At 35.4% G+C, this 22,318-nt stretch carries 19 protein-coding genes and 1 pseudogene; 11 read left to right on the forward strand and 9 right to left on the reverse strand.

Going from position 1 to position 22,318, the window contains the following annotated elements:
* Nucleotides 1-225, reverse strand: a pseudogene (locus ABJI11_RS02640) (NIPSNAP family containing protein); the annotation flags it as partial.
* 84 nt (nt 226-309) lie between these two features.
* Between ABJI11_RS02640 and ABJI11_RS02645 the strand changes: the two are divergent.
* From ABJI11_RS02645 to ABJI11_RS02665, 5 genes are all read left to right on the forward strand, one after another.
* Entirely contained in the window at nt 310-1,614 is a 1,305-nt protein-coding gene (locus tag ABJI11_RS02645; protein WP_348349165.1) for an MFS transporter, read from the forward strand.
* 80 nt (nt 1,615-1,694) lie between these two features.
* Nucleotides 1,695-2,456 carry an NYN domain-containing protein gene (locus tag ABJI11_RS02650; protein ID WP_348349167.1) on the forward strand — a complete coding sequence of 254 codons (762 nt, stop codon included), beginning with the start codon at nt 1,695-1,697 and terminating at the stop codon, nt 2,454-2,456.
* A 78-nt stretch (nt 2,457-2,534) separates the two neighbouring features.
* The gene (locus tag ABJI11_RS02655; protein WP_348349169.1) at nt 2,535-4,352 is read left to right on the forward strand and encodes a DUF885 domain-containing protein; all 1,818 of its coding nucleotides are present in this window, start codon (nt 2,535-2,537) and stop codon (nt 4,350-4,352) included.
* A gap of 78 nt (nt 4,353-4,430) precedes the next feature.
* On the forward strand, nt 4,431-4,859 hold the full coding sequence (locus ABJI11_RS02660) for a hypothetical protein (protein WP_348349171.1): 429 nt from the start codon (nt 4,431-4,433) through the stop codon (nt 4,857-4,859).
* A 151-nt stretch (nt 4,860-5,010) separates the two neighbouring features.
* Nucleotides 5,011-6,585 (forward strand): amidohydrolase, encoded by a 1,575-nt coding sequence (locus ABJI11_RS02665; protein WP_348349234.1) that lies wholly within the window; start codon nt 5,011-5,013, stop codon nt 6,583-6,585.
* A 70-nt stretch (nt 6,586-6,655) separates the two neighbouring features.
* On the opposite strand, the gene ABJI11_RS02670 is transcribed toward ABJI11_RS02665, so the two are convergent.
* A complete protein-coding gene (locus tag ABJI11_RS02670) occupies nt 6,656-7,195 on the reverse strand; it encodes a DUF2911 domain-containing protein (protein ID WP_348349173.1) in 540 nt (179 codons plus the stop codon).
* Between the two features lie 246 nt (nt 7,196-7,441).
* On the opposite strand from ABJI11_RS02670, the gene asnB reads away from it, so the two are divergent.
* The gene (asnB, locus tag ABJI11_RS02675; RefSeq protein WP_348349175.1) at nt 7,442-9,115 is read left to right on the forward strand and encodes an asparagine synthase B; all 1,674 of its coding nucleotides are present in this window, start codon (nt 7,442-7,444) and stop codon (nt 9,113-9,115) included.
* 88 nt (nt 9,116-9,203) lie between these two features.
* Here asnB and ABJI11_RS02680 read toward each other — a convergent pair whose 3' ends face one another.
* Nucleotides 9,204-9,389, reverse strand: coding sequence for a CsbD family protein (locus ABJI11_RS02680; protein ID WP_276492184.1), 186 nt, complete (start codon nt 9,387-9,389; stop codon nt 9,204-9,206).
* Between the two features lie 395 nt (nt 9,390-9,784).
* Between ABJI11_RS02680 and gyrB the strand changes: the two genes are divergently transcribed.
* Together gyrB and ABJI11_RS02690 are read left to right on the forward strand one after the other, a co-directional pair.
* Complete coding sequence (gene gyrB / locus ABJI11_RS02685) at nt 9,785-11,725, forward strand: DNA topoisomerase (ATP-hydrolyzing) subunit B (protein ID WP_348349177.1); 1,941 nt, start codon at nt 9,785-9,787, stop codon at nt 11,723-11,725.
* A 71-nt stretch (nt 11,726-11,796) separates the two neighbouring features.
* The gene (locus ABJI11_RS02690) at nt 11,797-12,813 is read left to right on the forward strand and encodes a DUF6588 family protein (protein ID WP_348349179.1); all 1,017 of its coding nucleotides are present in this window, start codon (nt 11,797-11,799) and stop codon (nt 12,811-12,813) included.
* Between the two features lie 183 nt (nt 12,814-12,996).
* On the opposite strand, the gene ABJI11_RS02695 is transcribed toward ABJI11_RS02690, so the two are convergent.
* Nucleotides 12,997-13,374 (reverse strand): hypothetical protein, encoded by a 378-nt coding sequence (locus tag ABJI11_RS02695; protein ID WP_348349181.1) that lies wholly within the window; start codon nt 13,372-13,374, stop codon nt 12,997-12,999.
* Nucleotides 13,375-13,669: 295 nt separating this feature from the next.
* On the opposite strand from ABJI11_RS02695, the gene ABJI11_RS02700 reads away from it, so the two are divergent.
* The 3 genes from ABJI11_RS02700 to secDF all read left to right on the forward strand — a co-directional run bounded on the left by ABJI11_RS02700 (nt 13,670) and on the right by secDF (nt 18,452).
* Complete coding sequence (locus tag ABJI11_RS02700) at nt 13,670-14,596, forward strand: malate dehydrogenase (protein ID WP_348349183.1); 927 nt, start codon at nt 13,670-13,672, stop codon at nt 14,594-14,596.
* 137 nt (nt 14,597-14,733) lie between these two features.
* A complete protein-coding gene (locus ABJI11_RS02705) occupies nt 14,734-15,351 on the forward strand; it encodes a hypothetical protein (RefSeq protein ID WP_348349185.1) in 618 nt (205 codons plus the stop codon).
* A 116-nt stretch (nt 15,352-15,467) separates the two neighbouring features.
* Complete coding sequence (gene secDF / locus ABJI11_RS02710; protein ID WP_348349187.1) at nt 15,468-18,452, forward strand: protein translocase subunit SecDF; 2,985 nt, start codon at nt 15,468-15,470, stop codon at nt 18,450-18,452.
* A 71-nt stretch (nt 18,453-18,523) separates the two neighbouring features.
* On the opposite strand, the gene ABJI11_RS02715 is transcribed toward secDF, so the two are convergent.
* The 5 genes from ABJI11_RS02715 to yidD form a co-directional block, all read right to left on the reverse strand.
* The gene (locus ABJI11_RS02715; protein WP_348349189.1) at nt 18,524-19,750 is read right to left on the reverse strand and encodes an ATP-binding cassette domain-containing protein; all 1,227 of its coding nucleotides are present in this window, start codon (nt 19,748-19,750) and stop codon (nt 18,524-18,526) included.
* Nucleotides 19,751-20,272 carry a GNAT family N-acetyltransferase gene (locus tag ABJI11_RS02720; protein WP_348349191.1) on the reverse strand — a complete coding sequence of 174 codons (522 nt, stop codon included), beginning with the start codon at nt 20,270-20,272 and terminating at the stop codon, nt 19,751-19,753.
* Between the two features lie 33 nt (nt 20,273-20,305).
* Nucleotides 20,306-20,797, reverse strand: a complete 492-nt coding sequence (locus tag ABJI11_RS02725) for a DUF192 domain-containing protein (RefSeq protein ID WP_348349193.1) — start codon at nt 20,795-20,797, stop codon at nt 20,306-20,308.
* Nucleotides 20,798-20,799: 2 nt separating this feature from the next.
* On the reverse strand, nt 20,800-21,762 hold the full coding sequence (gene lgt / locus ABJI11_RS02730) for a prolipoprotein diacylglyceryl transferase (RefSeq protein WP_348349195.1): 963 nt from the start codon (nt 21,760-21,762) through the stop codon (nt 20,800-20,802).
* Between the two features lie 232 nt (nt 21,763-21,994).
* Nucleotides 21,995-22,216 (reverse strand): membrane protein insertion efficiency factor YidD, encoded by a 222-nt coding sequence (gene yidD, locus ABJI11_RS02735; protein WP_299799031.1) that lies wholly within the window; start codon nt 22,214-22,216, stop codon nt 21,995-21,997.
* Nucleotides 22,217-22,318 lie beyond the last annotated feature (102 nt).

The raw sequence follows: 22,318 nt of genomic DNA on the forward strand, positions 1-22,318 counted from the left end.
TTTATTTGGTCGTACTTTAAATACACCAATGTTTTCAATACCCATTCTTTTTAATGCAGGTAAATATGCATTTTTTAAATAGTCATCTACCATATATTCTTGGGTATCATTTTTTACGGTATAGGTTTTTAGTTCGTAGTATTCCTTTTCTTGCGCTAAGCTTGAAAAAGAAGTAATAATCGACAGTAAAAATAATAACAATGGTAAGGGGAATTTCTTCTTCATGAATTCTGAATTTGTTTTTAGATTAACAAGTTAATGATAAAATGAGTGAAGGCTATAATGTACTTTTGTGCAAGCACAATTTTTATGGTCAATTTCTTTCAAAAACCACTTATTGATCCAGCCAAGAGCCCCGTTTTTTATGGTTATGTAATACTGGTTATTGGTACTATTGGTATTTATTGCAGTATTCCGGGTCAGACTATTGGTGTTTCTGTTTTTACAGATCCCGTAAAAGATGCTTTGGGGTTATCCCGTAACCAATTTAGTAATGCATACATGATTGGTACCATTGTTAGTTCTTTGGTCATAGGTAGGGCAGGTATTTGGTTTGATACTTATGGTGCACGGTATGTTGCATTTTTTGCAGCTATCTCATTAGGGGTAACCTTGTTTTTGTGTTCTTGGTCTGCTGTAATGAGCTCGTTTATCAAAGAACTATTGTCCATGGATACTTGGGCGATACCATTTGCTTTAATGACTGTTCTATTCTTTATGTTACGTTTTGCGGGGCAAGGGGTTTTGACCATGGCATCTAGAAATGTCATTATGATCTGGTTCGATAAGAATAGGGGTAAAGTCAATTCGTTTAGTAGTGTGGCCTTGTCTTTTGGCTTCTCGTCCTCTCCGCTTTGGGTCAATGCACTTATTGAAGGTTATGGTTGGGAAAGTACTTGGCAATTTTTAGCAATTGCCTTGCTGGTATTCAGTGTGTTTATTTATACCTTTTATAAAATATCACCAGAGAAACACGGCTTATTGCCAGATGGTGCTTCATCATTATCATTGGAAGGTGAAGAAAAAATAGTGCAGCCTAAGCAATTTACATTAGAAGAGGCCAAGAAAGAGAGAGCCTTTTGGATGTACGGTTTAACACTTGCTTTCAATAGCTTTTTTATTACAGGGTTGACTTTTCATGTGGTTTCTATTTTCACGCAAGAAGGTTTTGTAAAAGAAGATGCTATCGCTATTTTCTTACCGGGATCGGTAGTTGCCGTTACGGTTTCTACCATCTTCAATTTTCTGAGTGATTACCTACCTTTAAAGTTGTATTTGTATTTAATGTTATTGGGCGGCTTTTTAGCATCTTTAGGATTTTTGTTTTTGTCCACGGCAGCAGGTGTACCAATGTTAATTGCAGGTTTTGGAATTTTAGGCGGATTCTTTGCTGTGTTGAATGCGGTTGCTTGGCCTCGATTTTTTGGCAGGGCACATCTAGGAAGTATTACCGGTAAAATTATGAGCTTCTTAATTTTGGCAAGTGCCCTTGCTCCAAGTATTTTTAGTCTTTGTCTTTCTACTTTTGGATCTTACCAAATGGTGGGTTATTTAGGATTGGCCTTTTTGGTATTTCTTGTAATTGGATCAGTAAAGGCTGATAATCCGCAGTAAAAAAATCATTTTTAACTTTATTGATTCACATCTTGCCGTTCAAGTGGAAATCAATCTATCTTTACATAAAAACAGTACAAATGGATTTAAATTTAGCAGTATTAATAGATGGCGATAACATTCCGTCTGCCTATGTTAAGGAAATGATGGAGGAGATTGCTAAATATGGTAACCCTACTATTAAACGTATTTATGGCGATTGGACCAATCCTCGTTTAGGAAAATGGAAAAATGTTCTTCTTGAAAATGCCATTACACCTATTCAGCAATATGGGTATACCCAAGGTAAAAATGCAACCGATTCAGCCATGATTATAGATGCTATGGATGTACTGTATTCTGGTAAGGTAAACGGATTTTGTATTGTTAGTAGTGATAGTGATTTTACACGTTTGGCTACCAGACTTAGGGAAGCAGGAATGCAAGTTTTTGGTATAGGTGAGCGTAAAACTCCAAATCCGTTTATTGTAGCTTGTGACAAATTCATTTATATAGAAATTTTAAAAAGTAGGTCAGAAGAAGAAACAACCGATGCTGCAAATAAAACTCCCGCAGAAAAAAATACGGTAGATAAGATTACGCCAAAGGCATTGCGCTTTATTTCTACAACTATTGACGATGTTGCAGATGATGACGGTTGGGCATTTTTAGGAGATGTGGGTAGTTTGTTGCAGAAGAAGCAACCAAATTTTGATTCTCGTAACTACGGATTTCAAAAATTGACTCCGTTAATCAATTCCATTCCGCATTTTGAAATTGAACGCAGAGAAGATTCTAAGGGACGTAAAAAGCTGATTTACGTGAAAATCAAGGAAAAGGCAAATTCCAAATCTAAGAAGTAATTCCTTTTTAGAAATTCAATTAAATAGAAGTTGGTCAGTCATAATAGTTTTGTATTTTTCAGTACAAAATCTACTCTTATGACTCGTACCCTTTGGTTATTGTTATGTGTTGCCGTTATTAGCTCATGTAAAGAAACCACTACAAAAGAACAGCTAAATAATACCAAACCAATTGCCGAGGTTTTTACGGAGTTTTATGAGTTTAAAAAAAGCATCAATCCAATTGAAGCTACAAAAGCCGGATTTTCTGCTTACAATGATACTATAGCCAATTATATTTCTGACGATTACATTTTACATCTAAAAGATCGGTATTCCTATTTTTTAGAAGCGTTGAGTGCTTACGATTCTGCACAAGTTAGTAGTGCGGATTATATGAGCATGCGCGTTATGGAGTGGGATTGTAAGGTGAAATTAGAGGGCATCATGAATCCTATTGTAACCGTTGCTTCACCCATTTATGATTTGCCAAGTTTTGAGTTAATGCCTCTTTTTCAGATACAATCTTTGCATCTATATGTAGCGCAGCTAGGTGGTGGTACAAGTGTGCAACCCTTTAAAAGTATTGAGGATTATAATAATTGGTTGAAAAGATTAGAAGATTACCTCACATTTTTAGATACCTCTATTGAGAAAATGAGGGTTGGTATGGAGAAAGGTATTGTACTTCCTAAGGAGCTTACGCTAAAAATGCTACCTCAAGTACAATCGTTTATTGATATTCCGTTAGAAGAAAATCTGTTTTATCAACCGATTATAAATTTTCCTGATGGTTTGTCTGATGTTGATATGGATATTTTGAAAAGTAATTATGAAGATTTTATTCAAAATAACTTAACTCCTAAATATGTCGAATTAAATGAGTTTTTAACGGAGGAGTATTTACCGGCTTCCAGAGATACAGATGGGTTGTTAGACTTACCTAATGGAAAAGACACGTATCAATATTTAATAAAATTGCATACGACTACAAATATGACCGCAGATGAAATTCATGAGTTAGGACTGGCTGAGGTGGCTCGTATTTCAAAGGAGATGGAAGCTGTGAAGAATGAAATAGGGTTTAAAGGCGATTTAAAATCCTTCTTCAGTTCTCTTCGCAATAAAAAAGAGTTGATGCCTTTTTCAAACCCAGAAGAGGTAATTGAAAGTTTTAATGCTATAAATAAACGCATTGCTTTACGCATAGATTCTTTGTTTGCCTTGACCCCAAAAGCCGGTTTCAATGTTCGTAGAACAGAAGCTTTTAGAGAAGCATCTGCAAGTGCGGAATACGTGCCAGGATCAAAAGATGGATCAAGAGCAGGAATTTTCTATGTTCCCATACCCAATGTAAAAAGCTATAACATGGTGCATGATGAAGCGTTGTTTTTACATGAAGCCATACCTGGGCATCATTTTCAATTGAGTTTGCAGCAAGAGAATACTAATTTACCTGAGTTTTTGCACCCAGAGAGTATGGGGGTATTTGTAGAAGGTTGGGCATTATATGCAGAATCTTTAGGTAAAGAATTAGGGATATATACAGACCCTTACCAATACTTTGGTATGTTGAGCATGGAGATGCATAGGGCAATTAGACTTGTGGTTGACACGGGTATTCATGCAAAGGGTTGGAGCAGGGAGAAAGCTATACAATATTCATTGGATAATGAGGCGGAGTCAGAAGAAAGTATTATTGCTGAAATTGAAAGATATATGGCTACCCCAGGGCAAGCGCTATCTTATAAAATAGGTCAGTTGAAGATAAGGGAGTTAAGAACAAGAGCGGAAAATGCTTTAGGTGACGATTTTAATATCAGAAAATTTCATAGCCAAATTTTAGATTCTGGTAGTTTACCTTTGGTGCTGTTAGAAGAAAAAATAGATAACTGGATTCTTGAGCAGGACAAATAATATGATAAATGCTTGATAATCATTTAAAATATATAAAAAGAATCTTCGTTAAGAGTACATAGTTAAATACAACCATTAATGAAAACTAACCATTACTTTTTGCAAGCAGTTTTGCTCATATTAGTTTTTTGCTCTTTCTCGTCAGTATCCTCTTATGAACTAGAAAAAGCATTTAAGCAAATATCTGAAGAAACTAATAGTAATGATTCTGTCTTGGGAGTTTGGAAATACACTATGTCAAATGTTGATGTGCCTTACGAAAAGGGAATGTTCTTTATTACTCAAAAAGGAGGTTCTTACGATGTTGCAGTAAAATTAAAAACAGGTATGCTAACTGGTCAAGATGTTATTGTTCGTAATAATGGCATTAACTTTAATGTGAATTTTGAGGGTTTGAAAAGGGTATCGTTCGTATTAACTGTAGAAGGGGATAAAATAGTGGGAGAAAGCTATTCTGCTATAGGTGTTAGTGAAATTGTAGGCGTTCGTCAACAACCTGCACAATAAAAATTTTAAAACTTTCCGAAAAAAATACTTAGTTTTCAATTTTGTTTGAAGTAAGCCATAAGTGCTTATTTTTACTATTCTGCTAACTAATTATTTTGATGTGAAAAAACTACTTCCAATTTTACTCGTTTTATTATCTGGTTGCGAACTCATGAAAGAGAAAGTTGACCTGGTTATCGTTAATGCCAAAGTTTACACCGTAGACGACTCTTTTACCGAAGCACAGGCATTTGCCGTGCAAGATGGTAAATTTATTGCTGTTGGTACTACAGATGAAATAAGAGATGTATATACTTCTGATCAATTGATTGATGCCGATGGTAGAGCAATTACTCCTGGTTTAATAGATGCACATTGCCATTTTTATGGCTTAGGACTTAATCAACAATTAGTAGATTTAGTAGGTACTAAAAGTTTTGACGAGGTATTAGAGCGAGTAAAGGCTTTTCATGCAGCCAACCCAAAATCATTTTTAAGAGGTAGAGGTTGGGATCAAAATGATTGGGAAATAAAAGAATTTCCGACAAAAACAGAATTAGATACTATCTTTCCTGATATACCGGTTGCGTTAGAGCGTGTAGACGGTCATGCATATTTAGTGAACCAAAAGGCTTTGGATATGGCTGGTATAGATTGGAGCACTAAAGTTGAAGGCGGGGAAATAGTAAGAAAATGGGAGAATGGCTATTCTGGAATTACCGGTGTTTTAGTTGATAACCCAATGTCTCTTATAGATAGTATAATGCCGCTACCTTCCCTAGAAGATAAAATTACGGCGTTGAAAGATGCAGAAAGAATAAGTTTAAATCACGGTCTAACCACTGTAAACGATGCTGGGTTAGATAGAAGTACCATAGAATTGATTGATAGTTTGCAACAAGCGGGTGAATTATCTATTAGAGTGTATGCTATGGTAAGTAATAATAAAGATGATGTAGATTATTTTATTAATAAAGGTCCTGTTAAGACAAACCGATTAAATGTAAGGTCGATTAAAGTCTATGGTGACGGAGCATTGGGCTCTAGAGGAGCGGCTTTAAAAGAAGAGTACAGTGATTTGCCTAAGCATTTTGGAGCTATGATTACTCCCGTAGCGGATATTGAAGCATTAGCAGAAAAACTTGCTAATTCAGAATATCAAATGAATACGCATGCTATTGGCGATTCTGCTAATATAGCGGTACTAAGAGCTTACAAAAATGTACTTAAAGGTAAAGGTGATAGACGATGGAAAATTGAACATGCACAAGTATTGACCAATGGTGATTTCGACTATTTTGAAGATGGTATAATACCTTCAGTACAGCCAACGCATGCAACAAGTGATATGTACTGGGCAGAAGAAAGATTAGGCGAAAGAGTAAAAGGAGCTTATGCCTATAAAACATTATTGAATAAAGCAGGTACTATTGCATTGGGTACAGATTTCCCTGTAGAAGATGTGAGTCCGTTTTTAACATTCTATGCAGCTGTTGCAAGACAAGATACTAGCGGTTATCCAAAAGGAGGATTTCAAATGGAAGAAGCCTTAAGTAGAGAAGAAACTTTAAAAGGTATGACTATATGGGCGGCATATTCAAATTTTGAAGAAGACGAGAAAGGGAGTATAGAGCCAGGTAAATTTGCGGACTTTGTCATTTACGACAAAGACATGATGACGGTACCTGTGGCAGAAATACCTACTATTCGTGCAGAACAGACATTTGTAAACGGCATAGTTAGATAGAAGAATATAGGACAAAGAAAAAGCCTCGGTCAATGACCGAGGCTTTTTCTTTTTTTATATTAAGTTTTAATTACATTGTAATTGGAACTGCAACTCTTGTTTTATCCCATCCCATTACTAATTCAGCACCACCATTGGCATCTTTAAATGCAATTGAAAATTCTTCAAGTGACGCAGCATCAGAACCATTTGGTACGGTTACACGAGCAACATCGGCGCTTTCATCGTAAAAATAAGATCCCCATTGGTTCAAGTTTTTGTTTAAAATAACTGTCCACTCATCTCCACCAGGTATAGTGAATAAAGAGTATGTTCCAGCTTTAATAGCTTTACCGCCAAATGTTACATCTTTGTAGAATGTGATTTCAGCAGCTTCGTTGGCACCAGTTCTCCAAACTTTCCCTGTAGGAGCTAATTCTTCCATAGAACGACCTTTTAATTGTGGTCTTCCGTAAATGATACGAACGGCTTTTTCAGAAACTTTGTAATCTGTTGGGTAGGCAGCCATATCCATAGGGCTTTTGTCTATTCCAGAAAATTCTTGTGCAGATACCGTAGAAGTTAAAACTAAGGCAAAAATAAGTGTAGCTAGTGTAAATACTTTTTTCATAATAATTGTTTTGGTTTTCTAGGTCATAAAACTAAGCAGTTCCTTACAGTCCAATTAATAAAAAGAAGTTAAATTTTTTAATAGTTACATTCCATCATGTTTTAAACTGAATACATATGAAATACATGTCAAAATGAATTAATAAATCATTTTATAGTTATAATATGTAATCATAATTGTATTATGTGTTTGTTATTTGAAACAATAAATTGATATTTGTGTTCGAAATGATATAATAATTAGATTATGTGTGGAATAGTATGTGCGTTTGATGTTAAGGAAAGTACGGAGTTACTTAGACCTCAACTTTTAGAAATGTCGAAGAAAATAAGACATAGAGGTCCAGATTGGAGTGGTATCTATGCAGATGATAAAGCCATTTTGGCGCATGAGCGTTTGGCTATTGTAGATCCAGCTTCTGGAAAACAACCATTATTGAGTCCTAATGGTAAATTGATATTGGCTGCTAATGGAGAAATATATAATCATAGAGAATTACGTAAGCAATTTGAAGGTACCTATGATTTTCAAACAGAATCTGATTGCGAGGTTATTTTGGCTTTGTATCAAGAAAAGGGAGTTGACTTTTTAGATGAGTTGAATGGTATTTTTGGTTTCACGATTTATGATGCCGATAAAGATGAATACTTTGTAGCTCGTGACCATATGGGAATTATTCCTTTATATATGGGTTGGGATAAAAACGGTACGTTCTATGTAGCTTCAGAATTAAAAGCACTTGAAGGCACATGTACCAAGATAGAATTATTTCCTCCAGGGCATTATTTACATAGTGCAGACGGAGAGTTGAAAAGATGGTATACTAGAGATTGGATGGAGTATGATGCCGTTAAGGAAAACGAAACTAGTATTCAAGAAGTAAAAGAAGCTTTAGAAGCAGCAGTTCATAGACAATTAATGTCTGATGTACCTTATGGGGTGTTATTATCAGGTGGTCTAGATTCATCTGTAACTTCTGCGGTTGCAAAAAAATATGCACAAAAACGTATTGAAAGTGGAGATACTACAGATGCTTGGTACCCACAATTACACTCCTTTTCTGTTGGTTTAGAAGGTTCGCCAGATTTAGCTGCTGCAAAAAAGGTTGCGGATCATATCGGTACAGTACACCACGAAATTAAATTTACAATTCAAGAAGGGTTAGATGCTATCAAAGATGTCATCTATAATATAGAAACGTATGATATTACTACCATTCGTTCTTCTACGCCAATGTACCTAATGGCACGTGTAATTAAGTCTATGGGTATAAAAATGGTATTGTCTGGCGAAGGTGCAGATGAGATTTTTGGAGGTTACCTATACTTTCATAAAGCGCCAAATGCACAAGAGTTTCATGAAGAAACTGTTCGTAAATTAGATAAGCTTCATATGTACGATTGTTTAAGAGCTAACAAGAGTTTAGCTGCTTGGGGAATTGAAGGTCGAGTACCATTCTTAGATAAAGAGTTTATGGATGTTGCCATGCGTATTAACCCCCAAGATAAGATGATCAATGGTGAGCGTATGGAGAAATGGGTAGTTCGTAAGGCGTTTGAAGATATGATACCTGAAAGCGTAGCGTGGAGACAAAAAGAACAATTCAGTGATGGTGTTGGTTATAGCTGGATCGATACCTTAAAAGAATTGGTTGAGAAAGAAATAACTGACGAGCAACTTGAAAATGCGGCATTCCGTTTTCCTATTAACACACCATTGAACAAAGAAGAATATTACTATAGAACTATTTTTGAAGGACATTTTCCTAGTGATGCTGCAGCATTGAGTGTGCCGCAAGAAGCAAGTGTAGCTTGTAGTACGGCAACAGCTTTAGAGTGGGATGAAGCGTTTAAAAATATGAATGACCCTTCTGGTAGAGCAATAGCTAACGTACATGACGAAGCATATGTTAAGCAATAGGGTTTGAATTAGTCATTATATCTATTGTAAAAACCCCGTCTACTTCTGTAGACGGGGTTACTTTTTATATGAAATATGATTATAGCTTTTAAATGCTATTGATCATTTCTTTTAATTTTTCTTTAGACTCTCCGGTCTTTTCTTGAATTCTTCCTAATAGCTCATCAGATTTACCTTCTGCGTACGTAAGGTCATCATCAGTAAGGTCGCCGTATTGTTGTTTCAGTTTCCCTTTAGCTATATTCCACTTTCCTTTAAATTGTTCTTCGTTCATAATAGATTATTTTAAGATTATACCTCTAAGTTAGCATCCATATCTAAAGTAAACCTTAATATTTTGCTATGAATGGCGATAGCGCAAACAATCAGTTTTATCCCGTTAATTTCAGCTGTAAAATGTTAACATTGTGCAAAGAATAATGCAGATTTTGATGAAATTACAAATATCTTCAATGTGTTATTTAGGTTTTATTTGAAGGACAATTCGGCTTCAACACTTCAATTTAGGGGTGAATTCTTAAATATGCCGTTATTTGAGTGTTCAGGGCTAATTTTCCACAATTATTGTTGATAACTTGCTTTTGGTCAATGGCTAGGAAGGCTATATTTCATGGGGTATTGCGTATATTTGTAAGATTGCAAAATTTGAAGTAAAACAACCTTAATTTTATGAGCGAAGAAGCAAATAAGAAAAATTATTCGGCAGATAGTATTCAGGCCTTGGAGGGAATGGAGCATGTACGTATGCGTCCATCCATGTATATAGGTGATGTTGGGGTCCGTGGTTTGCACCATTTAGTATATGAAGTAGTAGATAACTCTATTGATGAGGCTATGGGGGGTCATTGTGACACCATTAGCGTAATCATCAATGAAGATAATTCAATAACCACTAAAGATAACGGTAGGGGTATACCTGTTGATCTTCACAAAAAAGAAGGTGTATCTGCATTACAAGTTGTAATGACCAAAATTGGTGCAGGTGGTAAGTTCGATAAAGATTCTTACAAAGTTTCTGGGGGTCTTCACGGTGTTGGTGTTTCTTGTGTAAATGCATTATCTGATCATTTATCGGCAACGGTATATAGAGAAGGTGTTATTTGGCAACAAGAATACTCTAGAGGTAAGGCTTTATATCCTGTAAAGAGAATAGGGGAGACTACGGAAAGAGGTACAGAGGTAACCTTTCACCCAGATGATACCATTTTTACGCAAACTATAGAATACAGTTACGAAACTTTGGCGAACAGAATGCGAGAGCTTTCTTTCTTGAACAAAGGAGTGACTATCAGTATTACCGATAAGCGCCAGAAAGATGAAAAAGGGGAGTATGTTGGTGAAACATTCTTTTCTAACGATGGTCTTAAAGAGTTTGTTAAGTTTTTAGATGGTAACCGAGAGTCTTTGATTCAAGATGTTATTTCTATGGAAGGGGAGAAGAATAATATTCCTGTGGAAGTAGCTATGATATATAACACTAGTTATACAGAGAATCTTCACTCTTACGTAAACAATATTAATACACACGAAGGTGGTACGCATTTATCAGGATTTAGAAGAGGTTTAACTTCTACTCTTAAGAAATATGCAGATGCCTCTGGTATGTTAGATAAATTAAAGTTTGAAATTCAAGGAGATGATTTCCGTGAAGGTCTTACGGCAATTGTATCCGTGAAAGTTTCTGAGCCTCAGTTCGAAGGTCAGACAAAAACCAAACTGGGTAACAGAGAGGTTTCTGCAGCAGTAAGTCAGGCAGTGTCTGAAATGCTGACAAATTATTTAGAAGAGCATCCAGACGATGCTAAAACTATTGTTCAAAAAGTAATTCTTGCAGCGCAAGCTAGACATGCAGCTTCTAAAGCTCGTGAAATGGTTCAGCGTAAGAATGTAATGAGCGGTGGTGGTTTACCTGGTAAATTGTCAGATTGTTCTGAACAAGATCCTGAAAAATGTGAAATATTCCTTGTCGAGGGAGATTCGGCGGGTGGTACTGCAAAAATGGGTCGTGATCGTAATTTTCAGGCGATTCTACCATTAAGGGGTAAAATTTTGAACGTTGAGAAAGCTATGCAACATAAAGTTTTTGAAAACGAAGAAATCAAGAATATGTATACTGCTTTAGGGGTAACCATCGGTACCGAAGAAGACAGTAAGGCATTGAACCTAGATAAATTAAGATATCACAAGGTAGTCATCATGTGTGATGCCGATGTCGATGGTAGTCATATTGAAACGTTAATATTAACGTTCTTCTTCCGTTACATGAGAGAATTGGTAGAGCAAGGTCATATTTATATTGCAACGCCACCTTTGTACTTGGTGAAGAAAGGACAGAAAAAGAGATACGCTTGGAGTGATAAAGAGCGTGATGAAATTGCAGATAGCTACAGTGGTGGGGTTAGTATTCAACGTTACAAAGGTCTTGGTGAAATGAACGCTGAGCAATTGTGGGATACTACCATGAACCCTGAGTTCAGAACATTACGTCAAATACAAATAGACAATGCGACAGAAACGGATCGTGTTTTCTCAATGCTTATGGGCGACGAAGTGCCGCCAAGAAGAGAATTTATTGAGAAAAATGCTGTTTATGCAAACATTGACACATAGAAAATACCATTTACACAACAAAAACCTGCGCCTACAGCGCAGGTTTTTTAGTTTTAAGTAAAATTATAAATATGAAAAATCTACTTACATGCATAATTGTTGGGTCATGCTTAACGGCTTCTGCTCAAGCAGATTTCAACAATGTGCTTTCGGCCGGTGTTGAAGATGCGGAACGTTTTACTACAGATTACATGTCTCCGCTATCTGAAAGTGTGGTATACAGTATGTCAACAGGTTGGTACAACACCGCTGATGCTAAACCCTTAGGCGGATTTGAAATTTCGATCATAGGTAACATTACAGGTTTTAAGAATAAAGAGGATAAAAAGACCTTTATCTTAGATCCTAATGATTATCAAAATTTAGATTTTGTAGACAATCCTGGTGTTGCTAGAGAAGTTTCAACGGCATTAGGTGATATTTCTGGTACAGAAGTGTTTGTTGAAGGCGAAGTGTTGGGTGTAACTGTTAGAGAAACTTTTGAACTGCCGTCAGGATTGGCAGGAGAAGATATCGATTTTATCCCCTCAGGATATTTACAGGGAAGTGTCGGTTTGATTAAAGGGACTGAGATAAAGGCAAGATTCCTTCCTAAAATGGAATATGAAGATGCGTCTATTGGATTGTTCGGTGTTGGTATTCAACATGACTTTACTAAACTATTACCTGCAGATAAAATTTTACCCGTAGCTATTTCTGCCGTTATTGGGTATACAAACATTAGTGGTGACTATGACTTGGCCAATGCTAATTTAGTAGATGGTGAGAATCAGCGAATAGAAGCTGAAATCAGTAGCTGGGCTTTTGGGGCGGTTGTTTCAACAAAACTACCAATCATTAATTTTTATGGAGGGGTAAATTATATCACAGGTAAATCTGTAACTGATGTATTGGGAACATATAGGGTTACAAGTGGTCCATTTGCTTCAGATACTTATGAAGATCCTTTTTCGATTATTAAGAAAGTAAATGGTGTAACCGGTACTTTAGGTACCAAACTAAAATTAGGTTTCTTTAGATTAAATGCAGAATATAATTTAGGAGAATTTAATACGGCAACAGTAGGTGTTAACTTCGGTTTTAGATAAATAAAAGTTTAAAATTTAAAAAGGTCCGATAAGAATTATCTCAATTCTGTCGAACCTTTTTTTTGTGCTTTAAATAAGCGTAGGTAATACTTCTTAAAAGCTGTTTAGGAACAATAATGGGTATAAAAAAGACTGCCCAGATCCCTCCGAACAGCCCTTTTCCCATGGCCCTGTTAAAATTGTTTATTCCCTTATTGCCAATGTAGCACCATCTTTCTTTTGAAGGTAATAGCTATCCTCAGTAGCTTTTATCGTAATTACATTGTTGGGTTTGCCATCAAGACCTTTATACTCTACCGTATAAATATCGCCTTGTTTAGACCAGTTGAAATCTGTTTTTAGGGTAATGGTAGAACCGTCTATTTCATGATACCTTCCTAAGAAAACATCATTGAAAATCCATTCTTTTCTGACAGTTTGTCTTGCAGAGCTTTCGGTTACTATTAATTCGGATTGAGACCATATCCCTATAATGGGATCGGTGTTTTGTTCGATGCGAGAACAGTTCGCAAGAAACACTATGGCGCATATGGCCAACAAAGAGAGGAACTTCTTAGTCATAAGTAGGTTAAGTTTTATTTTTTTTGGATTTGGGATCCAAAGTATTTAACGTGACTAATTTTGGGTTATTACTTTAATTCGATGTACGGTCACTTTTTTACGATTTCTTCGTTAAAGCGCAAAAATATTTAACAAAATGTGCATTTTGTCGATGTTTTTAAACCCTTTTCGACCTAATTAAATCAATCGCACCATAGCATAATTCATCAATAAATACCTATTTTTGGGGTGGAAATTCAATAAACATAAAGTGGACATTCCATTTTATATATAATAATTCATAAAATATAAATAAATGAAAGTTACAGTTGTAGGTGCTGGTGCGGTAGGCGCTAGTTGTGCAGAATACATTGCCATTAAAGATTTTGCATCAGAAGTGGTTATTTTGGACATTAAAGAAGGTTATGCTGAAGGTAAAGCAATGGATTTAATGCAAACGGCCTCTTTAAACGCATTTGATACAAAGATAACGGGTAGTACAAATGATTATGCTAAAACAGCTGATAGTCATATTGCGGTAATTACTTCTGGTATTCCAAGAAAACCGGGTATGACCAGAGAAGAATTGATTGGTATTAATGCTGGTATCGTAAAAACTGTTTCTAGCAGTTTATTGGAGCATTCTCCTAACGTTATTATTATCGTTGTTAGTAATCCTATGGATACAATGACATATTTGGTACACAAAACTACAGGTTTACCTAAAAATAGAATTATAGGTATGGGCGGTGCTTTAGATAGTGCACGTTTTAAGTACCGTTTAGCTGAGGCTATGGAAGCTCCTATTTCTGATATTGATGGTATGGTAATAGGTGGTCATAGTGATAAAGGTATGGTACCTTTAACTTCTCATGCGACTAGAAACAGTATTCGAGTGTCTGAATTTTTATCTGATGAAAGATTAGAGCAAGTTGCTGCGGATACTAAAGTTGGTGGTGCTACTTTAACAGGATTGTTAGGTACAAGTGCATGGTATGCTCCAGGTGCTGCAGTTTCTGCTTTGGTTCAAGCTATTGCATGTGATCAAAAGAAAATGTTTCCTTGCTCTACAATGCTAGAAGGTGAATATGGTTTAAATGATATCTGTATAGGTGTGCCTGTAATCTTGGGGAAAAATGGAATTGAAAAGATTGTTGATATTCCATTAAGTGATGCTGAAAAAGCAAAAATGCAAGAAAGTGCTGCTGGTGTAACCAAAACTAATGGACTTTTAGAGTTGTAGTCTAGATACTCTTAAACATAAACAAAGCCTTTATAGTCTAACTATAAGGGCTTTGTTAGTTTTATTAAGTAAGCTTTTGTAGTATATAATGTAGAAAATATACTACCTAGAATAATCTTTCTTTTTATATTTGCCGCATGAATGCAAAATGGTGCGTAAGTACTTTATTTATTATTCTAGCCCTATTAGGGCTAAGTCAAGAGCAAACTAAAGCTTCTAATCAGCAAATTGTACTACAATTTGCAAATGTAGAATTAGCTTCAAAATCTGCTCATGATGAGATTTTAACAGTTATTACCAAGAAATTAGAAGTTCTTGGTGTTGAAGATGTTGAAATTATAGAAAATGACGGTGCTCAATTAAGTATACGTTATTATAGTGATGTTGATGCCCTTAGTGTTAAGGAGTTTTTGTCCGGAGAGAATCAACTATCCTTAACCAATGAAGAAGAATCTCCTTCTGATTACCCCAAAGAACAACTTCCAGAGAGTTATAATTTAGTAGTATCCGATCTTCATCAGCAAGCTGATAATGGGGTTACTTTGAATGCTATACTTGTTGCAGTCCAAAAACAAGATTTTAAAATAGTATTCAACCCGGGAATATTGCCGTTTAGTAATGCTGTAGAATTAGAGCAAGATGCAATTGTAGGAACGGCTCTTAAGATTAATACAACTATTGCAATAGCAATAGATAACACTTCACAAATAATCCCAGAAGTAAGGGCAGGACCTTACACATGTGGAAATAGCTAATTTCCAATTACATATAGTAATACTAAGTAGCGTAATAACTTTTGCGTAAAAGTTATTTGCCTTGGTTTTTAACATACACATAATCTTAATCAACATAAATTAAATAAACTATTAAAATGCAAAACAAAGGACTTATAAAGCTGTTTGCTTTATTATTTGGGTTAGTTAGTATTTACCAGCTATCCTATACTTTCGTAACAAGTAAAGTAGAAAAAGAAGCGAGTACTTTCGCTGCCAGTCGTATTTCTGAATCTGAAGAGGGCTACGTAGCAAAAAGAGAAACTGCAGCTGCTAACTATCTTGATTCTATTGGTAATAACCCTGTTTTTGGTTATACCAATTATAATGAAGCTAAAAAGAAAGAACTTAATAAAGGTCTTGACCTTAAAGGTGGAATCAACGTTACATTACAGATTTCTATTAAGGATATCCTTAAAGGATTGGCCAATAATACAAAAAGCCCGGTATTCAATAAAGCGTTAGCTGACGCAGATGCTGCTTCTAGTAACAGTGATGATACTTATATCGATTTGTTTTTTGAAGCATTCGATAATATTAAAGGTGAAACTAAATTGGCTTCACCAGATATCTTCGCTAACAAAGGTCTTAGCGACGAAATCAACTTTCAAATGTCTGATGATGAGGTTAAGCCTATCATCCGTAGAAAAATTGATGAATCTATCGTTTCTGCTTTTGAGGTTTTAAGAGAACGTATTGATGGTTTTGGTGTAACACAACCAAACATTCAAAGAGAAGGTAACTCTGGTCGTATTCTGGTTGAATTGCCAGGTGCTAGAGATATTGCTCGTGCGCAAGATCTTTTATCAAGTACTGCTCAATTAGAATTTTGGGAAACGTATAAGCAAAGTAATACAAGCTTTAGCACGTTCCTTATTCAAGCGAATGAGAAATTAAAAACAATTGTTGAGGTTAAACAACCAGAACAAATCAAAGAAGAATCTGAATTAGATTCTTTATTATCTGACGTTTCTGCTGATTCTTTAGATTTAGCAACACAGGTGAATCCTTTATATGAGTTGTTGATTCCTGCTAATCCAGGGTCAAACGCAATGTTCCGTGCTTCAATTAAAGATACGGCAACTATTGGTTCTTACTTAAGAATGCCAGAAATTAGAAGGTTGTTACCTGCTGATATTCAGTTTACAAAATTTGTATGGGAAAGACCATCTACAGAAGAAACTGAAGTTATAGATTTATACGCATTGAAATCTAACCGTGATGGTACACCAAGAATTAGTGGTGATGTAGTAAGTGATGCAAGAGCAGATTTCGATCAGTTCAGTAAGCCTGCTGTTTCTATGACCATGAATACAAAAGGTGCTAAAGAATGGGAGAAATTAACTGGTGATGCTTATACAAACCAGACTGGTATTGCTATTGTTTTGGATAACAAAGTATATACTGCTCCTGGTGTTTCTTCCGGTCCTATATCTGGTGGTCGTTCAGAGATTACGGGTGACTTTACGGTAAACGAAACTAAAGATATCTCTAACGTTCTTAGAGCTGGTAAACTTCCTGCTTCTGCTGAAATAATTCAATCGGAAATTGTTGGTCCTTCATTGGGTCAAGAAGCTATTGATAGTGGTTTTATGTCTTTCTTAATCGCTTTTGTTATTGTTCTTTTATGGATGATCGGTTATTATGGTAAGGCTGGTGTATTTGCAGATATCGCTTTAATGTTGAACATTTTATTGATATTCGGTGTTTTAACTAGTTTAAATGCCGTGTTAACATTACCTGGTATTGCCGGTATCGTTTTAACTCTTGGTATGTCCGTCGATGCGAACGTACTTATCTTTGAACGTATTAAAGAAGAATTAGCGAAAGGTAAAGGTAAGAGCCAAGCTGTAGCGGATGGTTTTGGTAATGCACTATCTTCTATTTTAGATGCGAACATTACTACAGGTTTAACTGCGGTTATCTTATTTATCTTTGGATCAGGTCCAATTAAAGGTTTCGCAACAACTTTACTTATTGGTATTATAACTTCTTTATTTACTGCAATATTCATTACTCGTTTATTAATTGACTGGTATATTGGAGGAAAAGGAAGAAGCTTAGATTTCTCTACAGGAATCACTAAAAACCTTTTCAAAGGAATAAATGTAGATTTCTTAGCTAAGAGAAAGATAGCTTACGTAATATCCGGTATTTTAATAGCAGTCGGTTTGTTCTCATTGTTAGCAGGACCAGGATTACAAAAAGGTGTAGATTTCATTGGTGGACGTTCATATACTGTTCGTTTTGAGCATCCTGTAAACCCTTCTGAAATAACATCAGAATTAAATACCGTATTTGGTAGCGGTACAAATGTGAAAACATATGGTGAGTCTAACCAAGTAAAAATTACAACGCCTTATAAGGTAGATGTAGAGGGTATTGAAGTAGATACTGAAATTCAAGATAAATTATATACTTCGCTTCAAAAATACTTGCCAGATGGTTTTAGTAAAGAAGCTTTTGTATTAGGCGGTGTTGATGAGGAAGCAGTTGGTATTTTGGCATCTGTTAAGGTTGGGCCGACTATTGCAGATGATATTCAGAAAAATGCATTCTTGGCTATTTTAGGTTCATTACTTGTAGTGTTCCTGTATATCTTATTAAGATTTAGAAGATGGCAATTTTCATTGGGTGCTGTAACTGCAGTATTCCACGATGTATTGATTGTACTTGGTGTATTTTCTATATTCGGAAAACTAATGCCGTTTAACATGGAAATTGACCAAGCGTTTATTGCGGCGATACTAACTGTAATTGGTTACTCGCTGAATGATACCGTGGTAGTATTTGACCGTATTCGTGAAACTTTGGCTGAACGTGGCTGGAAAGGTGGTTCTAACATTAACTATGCTATTAATAGTACGTTGAGTAGAACATTGAATACATCTTTAACTACATTGGTGGTATTATTGGCAATCTTTATTTTTGGAGGTGAGTCGTTAAGAGGATTCATGTTCGCAATGATCGTTGGTGTTGTTGTGGGTACATATTCATCTGTATTTATTGCAACTCCTGTAATGTTCGATGCATTAAGCAAGAAAGTTACTTCTGGAACAGTAGAAAAAGTAATAGAAGAATAGATAGTACAACTAACTCAAATAGAAAAAGCCGTTCAGAAATGAACGGCTTTTTTGTTTTATAAAGTTTCGTGCTATTTTATAATGCCAGAAGAACCATTTACATTGGGTATAAGTTCTAAAGTCTGTTTCGGCTTTAGACCTTTTTCTTTTCTGTGCGAAACAAAAATAATTGCGGTATCTGTTTCATGGGCAAATTTATTGACCAAAGCTACCAATAACCCTGCGGACTCGTCATCCATATCTGCCGTGGGTTCATCTAAGATTAGAATTGGCGGTCTTTTAACCATGGCACGCGCCGTCATTACCAATCGTTGTTGACCAATAGATAAAGTATTGAAATATGTATTTTTTAACTCTTTTAAATTTAAAAGAATTAGCCATTGTTTAATAATTCTTTTCTGTAACTCAGTTGGTAGGGTATAAAGCCCTACGGAGTCCATTAAGCCAGAAATGAGCATATGTTCTATGGTGTGCCTGCCTTTAAATTTAAGTGTCATTGCAGGTGCGTAATAGCCTATTTTCTTTTTAATGTCCCAAACACTTTCTCCGCTCCCTTTTTTATTTCCGAACAAATATATTTCTTGACCGTAAGCTTTAGGGTTGTCTCCGAATATCATTGATAGCATGGTAGATTTTCCACTACCGTTAGCTCCTGAAAGTTGCCAAAAATCACCCTTTTTTACTGTCCAATTAATATTATTCAATATTTGCTTTTCGCCATATGAGATGTTTACATTTTTAAAATCGATTAGGGTATCATCAAGGTTGGTAAAAGATATTATGGATGCGGGTATTTTTATAGTGTTGAACGCTTCTGTAATTTCACTTTCATTCAATACCGATTCTTCAATTACTGAAAACTTATCTTCTTTAATACTGCCGAAGTTTTTGATAAAAGAAAGGGTGTCTTCTTTTCTGCTGGCTAGTTGAATAAATGTAATGTCTTTTGAATGTATTTGTAGTATTGATTTTAGCTCTGTTTGAAAAGTGATATCCAGATTATCAAAAGGATTGTCTAGAATTATATAATCTGGTTTTTCCTGTAATAAATAATGAAGAAGCGCTCTTTTCTGCTCCCCACTAGACATAGTTTCTAATTTTTGGTGCTTAGAGCTGATGATTTTCTTGTCATGCCTATCTTCCTCGTCTATTAGTTTATCTAAGGTAAATGCAGAAAATAATCGTCCGTTTTTAAGTTTGAACTCTTCTAGGGCTAAAGGTGTTCTACCATGTTGAAAATCATTAATAAAGCCTTTCTTGTTAGAGTTGTTGTCTAAATATATTACCCAATGATTCATTTATGCGTTTATTCTAAAAATATGAACTTCGTTGTTGTGGTAGGTTGTTGTAAAATCTAAAAGCATACCATTCTTCTTAGCTGTTTTTTGCGAAGGAATGTTATCAACTTGTATGATTGAAATTAAACTTTTGGTCCATCCTTTTTGAAACGCAATTTGTTTACACTTTTCAGCAGCTTCAAATGCAAAGCCTTGTCGCCAATATTTTGGAAGAATGGAATAGCCTATTTCAAATTCCTTTTTACCATCTACTTCTTGTATAAGTATTCCACAAAGACCTACTAGTGTATTGGTGTCTTTTAGGTATAAAGCGTTCATTCCACCTAAGTTGTCATTATAGCGCTCAAATATTCTGTCAAATTGTTGTTGGCATGCTGCTATAGGATCGGTTGGTAATCCAGACCAATATTGGCTACTTAAAGGCTCTTCGTGAAAAGGTAGCCAGTTTTCAAAATCTGATGGCTGTACTTTTTTAAAAAGCAAGCGTTCAGATTCTTCGTTAAATAGAACGTATACTGGCATTGTGATATTATAAAATATTAAAGGACAAGTACTCTATTTTCTGCTGAAGCTAATACTGTCACCAATAGATAATCCTAGTTCTTGCGCCAATCCTCCGTTGATTTCAAGAACATATTTGATAGGAACTTGTGATGATAGACCAGTCTCGTTAAGAGGTTGTGCATTTTCTTGAAAACTGGCAATTTTTAAATCCTCTTTTATGTAAATAATATCTAAAGGAAACTCTGTATTCTTCATGTAGAAAGAATGCATTCTCTGATCAGGAAAAATAAATAGCATTCCCTGATTATCTTCCATGCCCTTACGGTACATAAGTCCTGTTTGGGTTTCATAATCCGTTTCTGCAAACTCAATATTGAATTTAGTTTTTACGGTATCACTCGCATTTAAAAAGATAGTTGCATCTCCCTCATGAGTGAAATCTATACTTTGTGTAGTAATGGTTTTTTTAGACTCTTCTTTACAGGAGAAAAGTAGCAATGCTGCAGCCATTAAAATAACCGAACTTTTATAAATCGTCTTCAATATTACGCAGTTTTAGTTTTTTTGAACATGAAGTATAATCCTATAAGTATAAAAGGAATACTCAACCATTGACCAGTAGATAGAAGTCCTAAAGATTCTTCAAAACCACCTTGGCTTTTCTTTACGAATTCAGCGAAGAAACGAACCGTCCACAGTAACACAAAGAACAACCCGAATAAATAGCCTGGCTTATTCTTTTTGTCGGTTTTCCAGTATAAGAAATATAGGAGAATGAATATCAACAAATACCCTATACCTTCATACAATTGTGCCGGATGGCGGTATGGTATCTCAGCTAAATATTGTGAAAATTGTGGGTTGTTTTCTATCGCTGCATAAGCGGCATTCAATGTTTTTTCTTGTGTAATGCCCAAAGCTTTCGATGGATGTAGGTCGTCTGAATCGCGAATGAATTTGGTAGCGAATATGAAGTTTTCATCTACTATTTTTCCGTTAATTTCAGAATTAAAAAAATTACCTAAACGAACGCAGAAACAACCAATTGCCACAGGTATAGCCATTCTATCAAATATCCAAAGCATTTTAAATTCTGGATATTTTCTTGTGTATAAGTATGTGCCGATAATGATCCCGATGGTTGCACCGTGGCTTGCTAAACCTGCAAAACCTGTGAACTCATAGCCATCAATTAAGCCAAATAATAAACTACCTGAATCACTTTCACGAACCGGAATTAAAATTTCTATAAGGTGATTTGAATAATATGCCCAGTCATAAAAGAATACATGTCCTAATCTAGCGCCTAACATAGTGCTTAAAACAGTGTAGATAAATAGCGAATCTAATTGCTCTACAGACTTTTTCTCATTAAGGAATATCTTTTTCATGATAAACCAACCTAAAGCAAAGGCGGTGATCCAAAGAAGATTATAGTACTTTATTTGTATGAATCCGATGTTGAAAAGTGTCTCGTTCGGATTCCAAGTAATTCCTAAGAAATGCATGTGTTGAATTTTGAAAGGCTAAGATAATAAAATAGAAATCTACCTAGCCTTTAGAATGTGGAAATCGGTTTTGTTCTAGGTTAAAAGAGCGTTAAGATTACACAGTAGCGTGTAGAGTTCAGAAAATAGATATTAGAAAAAGTTGGTTATTTGACTAAGTGAAAGTTTTAACCAATTGAACTTTTTTGTTTTATTAGCTTTTTTTGGAGCTTGAACTTGAGCTTAAAATGTTTTAAGGAACAGGATCGTAACCTTTGCCGCCCCATGGGTTGCAACTGAAAATTCTTTTTGTAGCCATCCACCCTCCTTTGAACAAACCGTGTTTTTTCAGAGCTTCAAGTGTATACTGGGAGCAAGTAGGGGAGTATCTACAGGTAGCCGGCGTATATGGCGAAATGGCTACTTGATAAAAACGTACTAGAAATACAAAGGGAGCGATAAGAATTTTTTTCAACGTGATTTTCACAATAAATAATTGATGTATACAAATTTACTATAAAACTACTAACTGCATAAAATAAGAAGTCCGGATGAGTTACATCCGGACTTCTAAAAA

Source organism: Maribacter sp., from assembly GCF_039968975.1.
GTDB lineage: Bacteria > Bacteroidota > Bacteroidia > Flavobacteriales > Flavobacteriaceae > Maribacter.

What these genes read in the sequence shown, in the direction of transcription:
- gyrB (WP_348349177.1), top strand. Translation starts at nt 9,785, where the DNA reads ATGAGCGAAGAAGCAAATAAGAAAAATTATTCGGCAGATAGTATTCAG.
- ABJI11_RS02700 (WP_348349183.1), top strand. Translation starts at nt 13,670, where the DNA reads ATGAAAGTTACAGTTGTAGGTGCTGGTGCGGTAGGCGCTAGTTGTGCA.
- ABJI11_RS02695 (WP_348349181.1), bottom strand. Translation starts at nt 13,374, where the DNA reads ATGACTAAGAAGTTCCTCTCTTTGTTGGCCATATGCGCCATAGTGTTT.
- ABJI11_RS02680 (WP_276492184.1), bottom strand. Translation starts at nt 9,389, where the DNA reads ATGAACGAAGAACAATTTAAAGGAAAGTGGAATATAGCTAAAGGGAAA.
- ABJI11_RS02660 (WP_348349171.1), top strand. Translation starts at nt 4,431, where the DNA reads ATGAAAACTAACCATTACTTTTTGCAAGCAGTTTTGCTCATATTAGTT.
- ABJI11_RS02670 (WP_348349173.1), bottom strand. Translation starts at nt 7,195, where the DNA reads ATGAAAAAAGTATTTACACTAGCTACACTTATTTTTGCCTTAGTTTTA.
- ABJI11_RS02720 (WP_348349191.1), bottom strand. Translation starts at nt 20,272, where the DNA reads ATGCCAGTATACGTTCTATTTAACGAAGAATCTGAACGCTTGCTTTTT.
- ABJI11_RS02650 (WP_348349167.1), top strand. Translation starts at nt 1,695, where the DNA reads ATGGATTTAAATTTAGCAGTATTAATAGATGGCGATAACATTCCGTCT.
- ABJI11_RS02705 (WP_348349185.1), top strand. Translation starts at nt 14,734, where the DNA reads ATGAATGCAAAATGGTGCGTAAGTACTTTATTTATTATTCTAGCCCTA.
- ABJI11_RS02655 (WP_348349169.1), top strand. Translation starts at nt 2,535, where the DNA reads ATGACTCGTACCCTTTGGTTATTGTTATGTGTTGCCGTTATTAGCTCA.
- lgt (WP_348349195.1), bottom strand. Translation starts at nt 21,762, where the DNA reads ATGCATTTCTTAGGAATTACTTGGAATCCGAACGAGACACTTTTCAAC.
- ABJI11_RS02645 (WP_348349165.1), top strand. Translation starts at nt 310, where the DNA reads ATGGTCAATTTCTTTCAAAAACCACTTATTGATCCAGCCAAGAGCCCC.
- ABJI11_RS02665 (WP_348349234.1), top strand. Translation starts at nt 5,011, where the DNA reads ATGAAAGAGAAAGTTGACCTGGTTATCGTTAATGCCAAAGTTTACACC.
- secDF (WP_348349187.1), top strand. Translation starts at nt 15,468, where the DNA reads ATGCAAAACAAAGGACTTATAAAGCTGTTTGCTTTATTATTTGGGTTA.
- ABJI11_RS02715 (WP_348349189.1), bottom strand. Translation starts at nt 19,750, where the DNA reads ATGAATCATTGGGTAATATATTTAGACAACAACTCTAACAAGAAAGGC.
- asnB (WP_348349175.1), top strand. Translation starts at nt 7,442, where the DNA reads ATGTGTGGAATAGTATGTGCGTTTGATGTTAAGGAAAGTACGGAGTTA.
- ABJI11_RS02690 (WP_348349179.1), top strand. Translation starts at nt 11,797, where the DNA reads ATGAAAAATCTACTTACATGCATAATTGTTGGGTCATGCTTAACGGCT.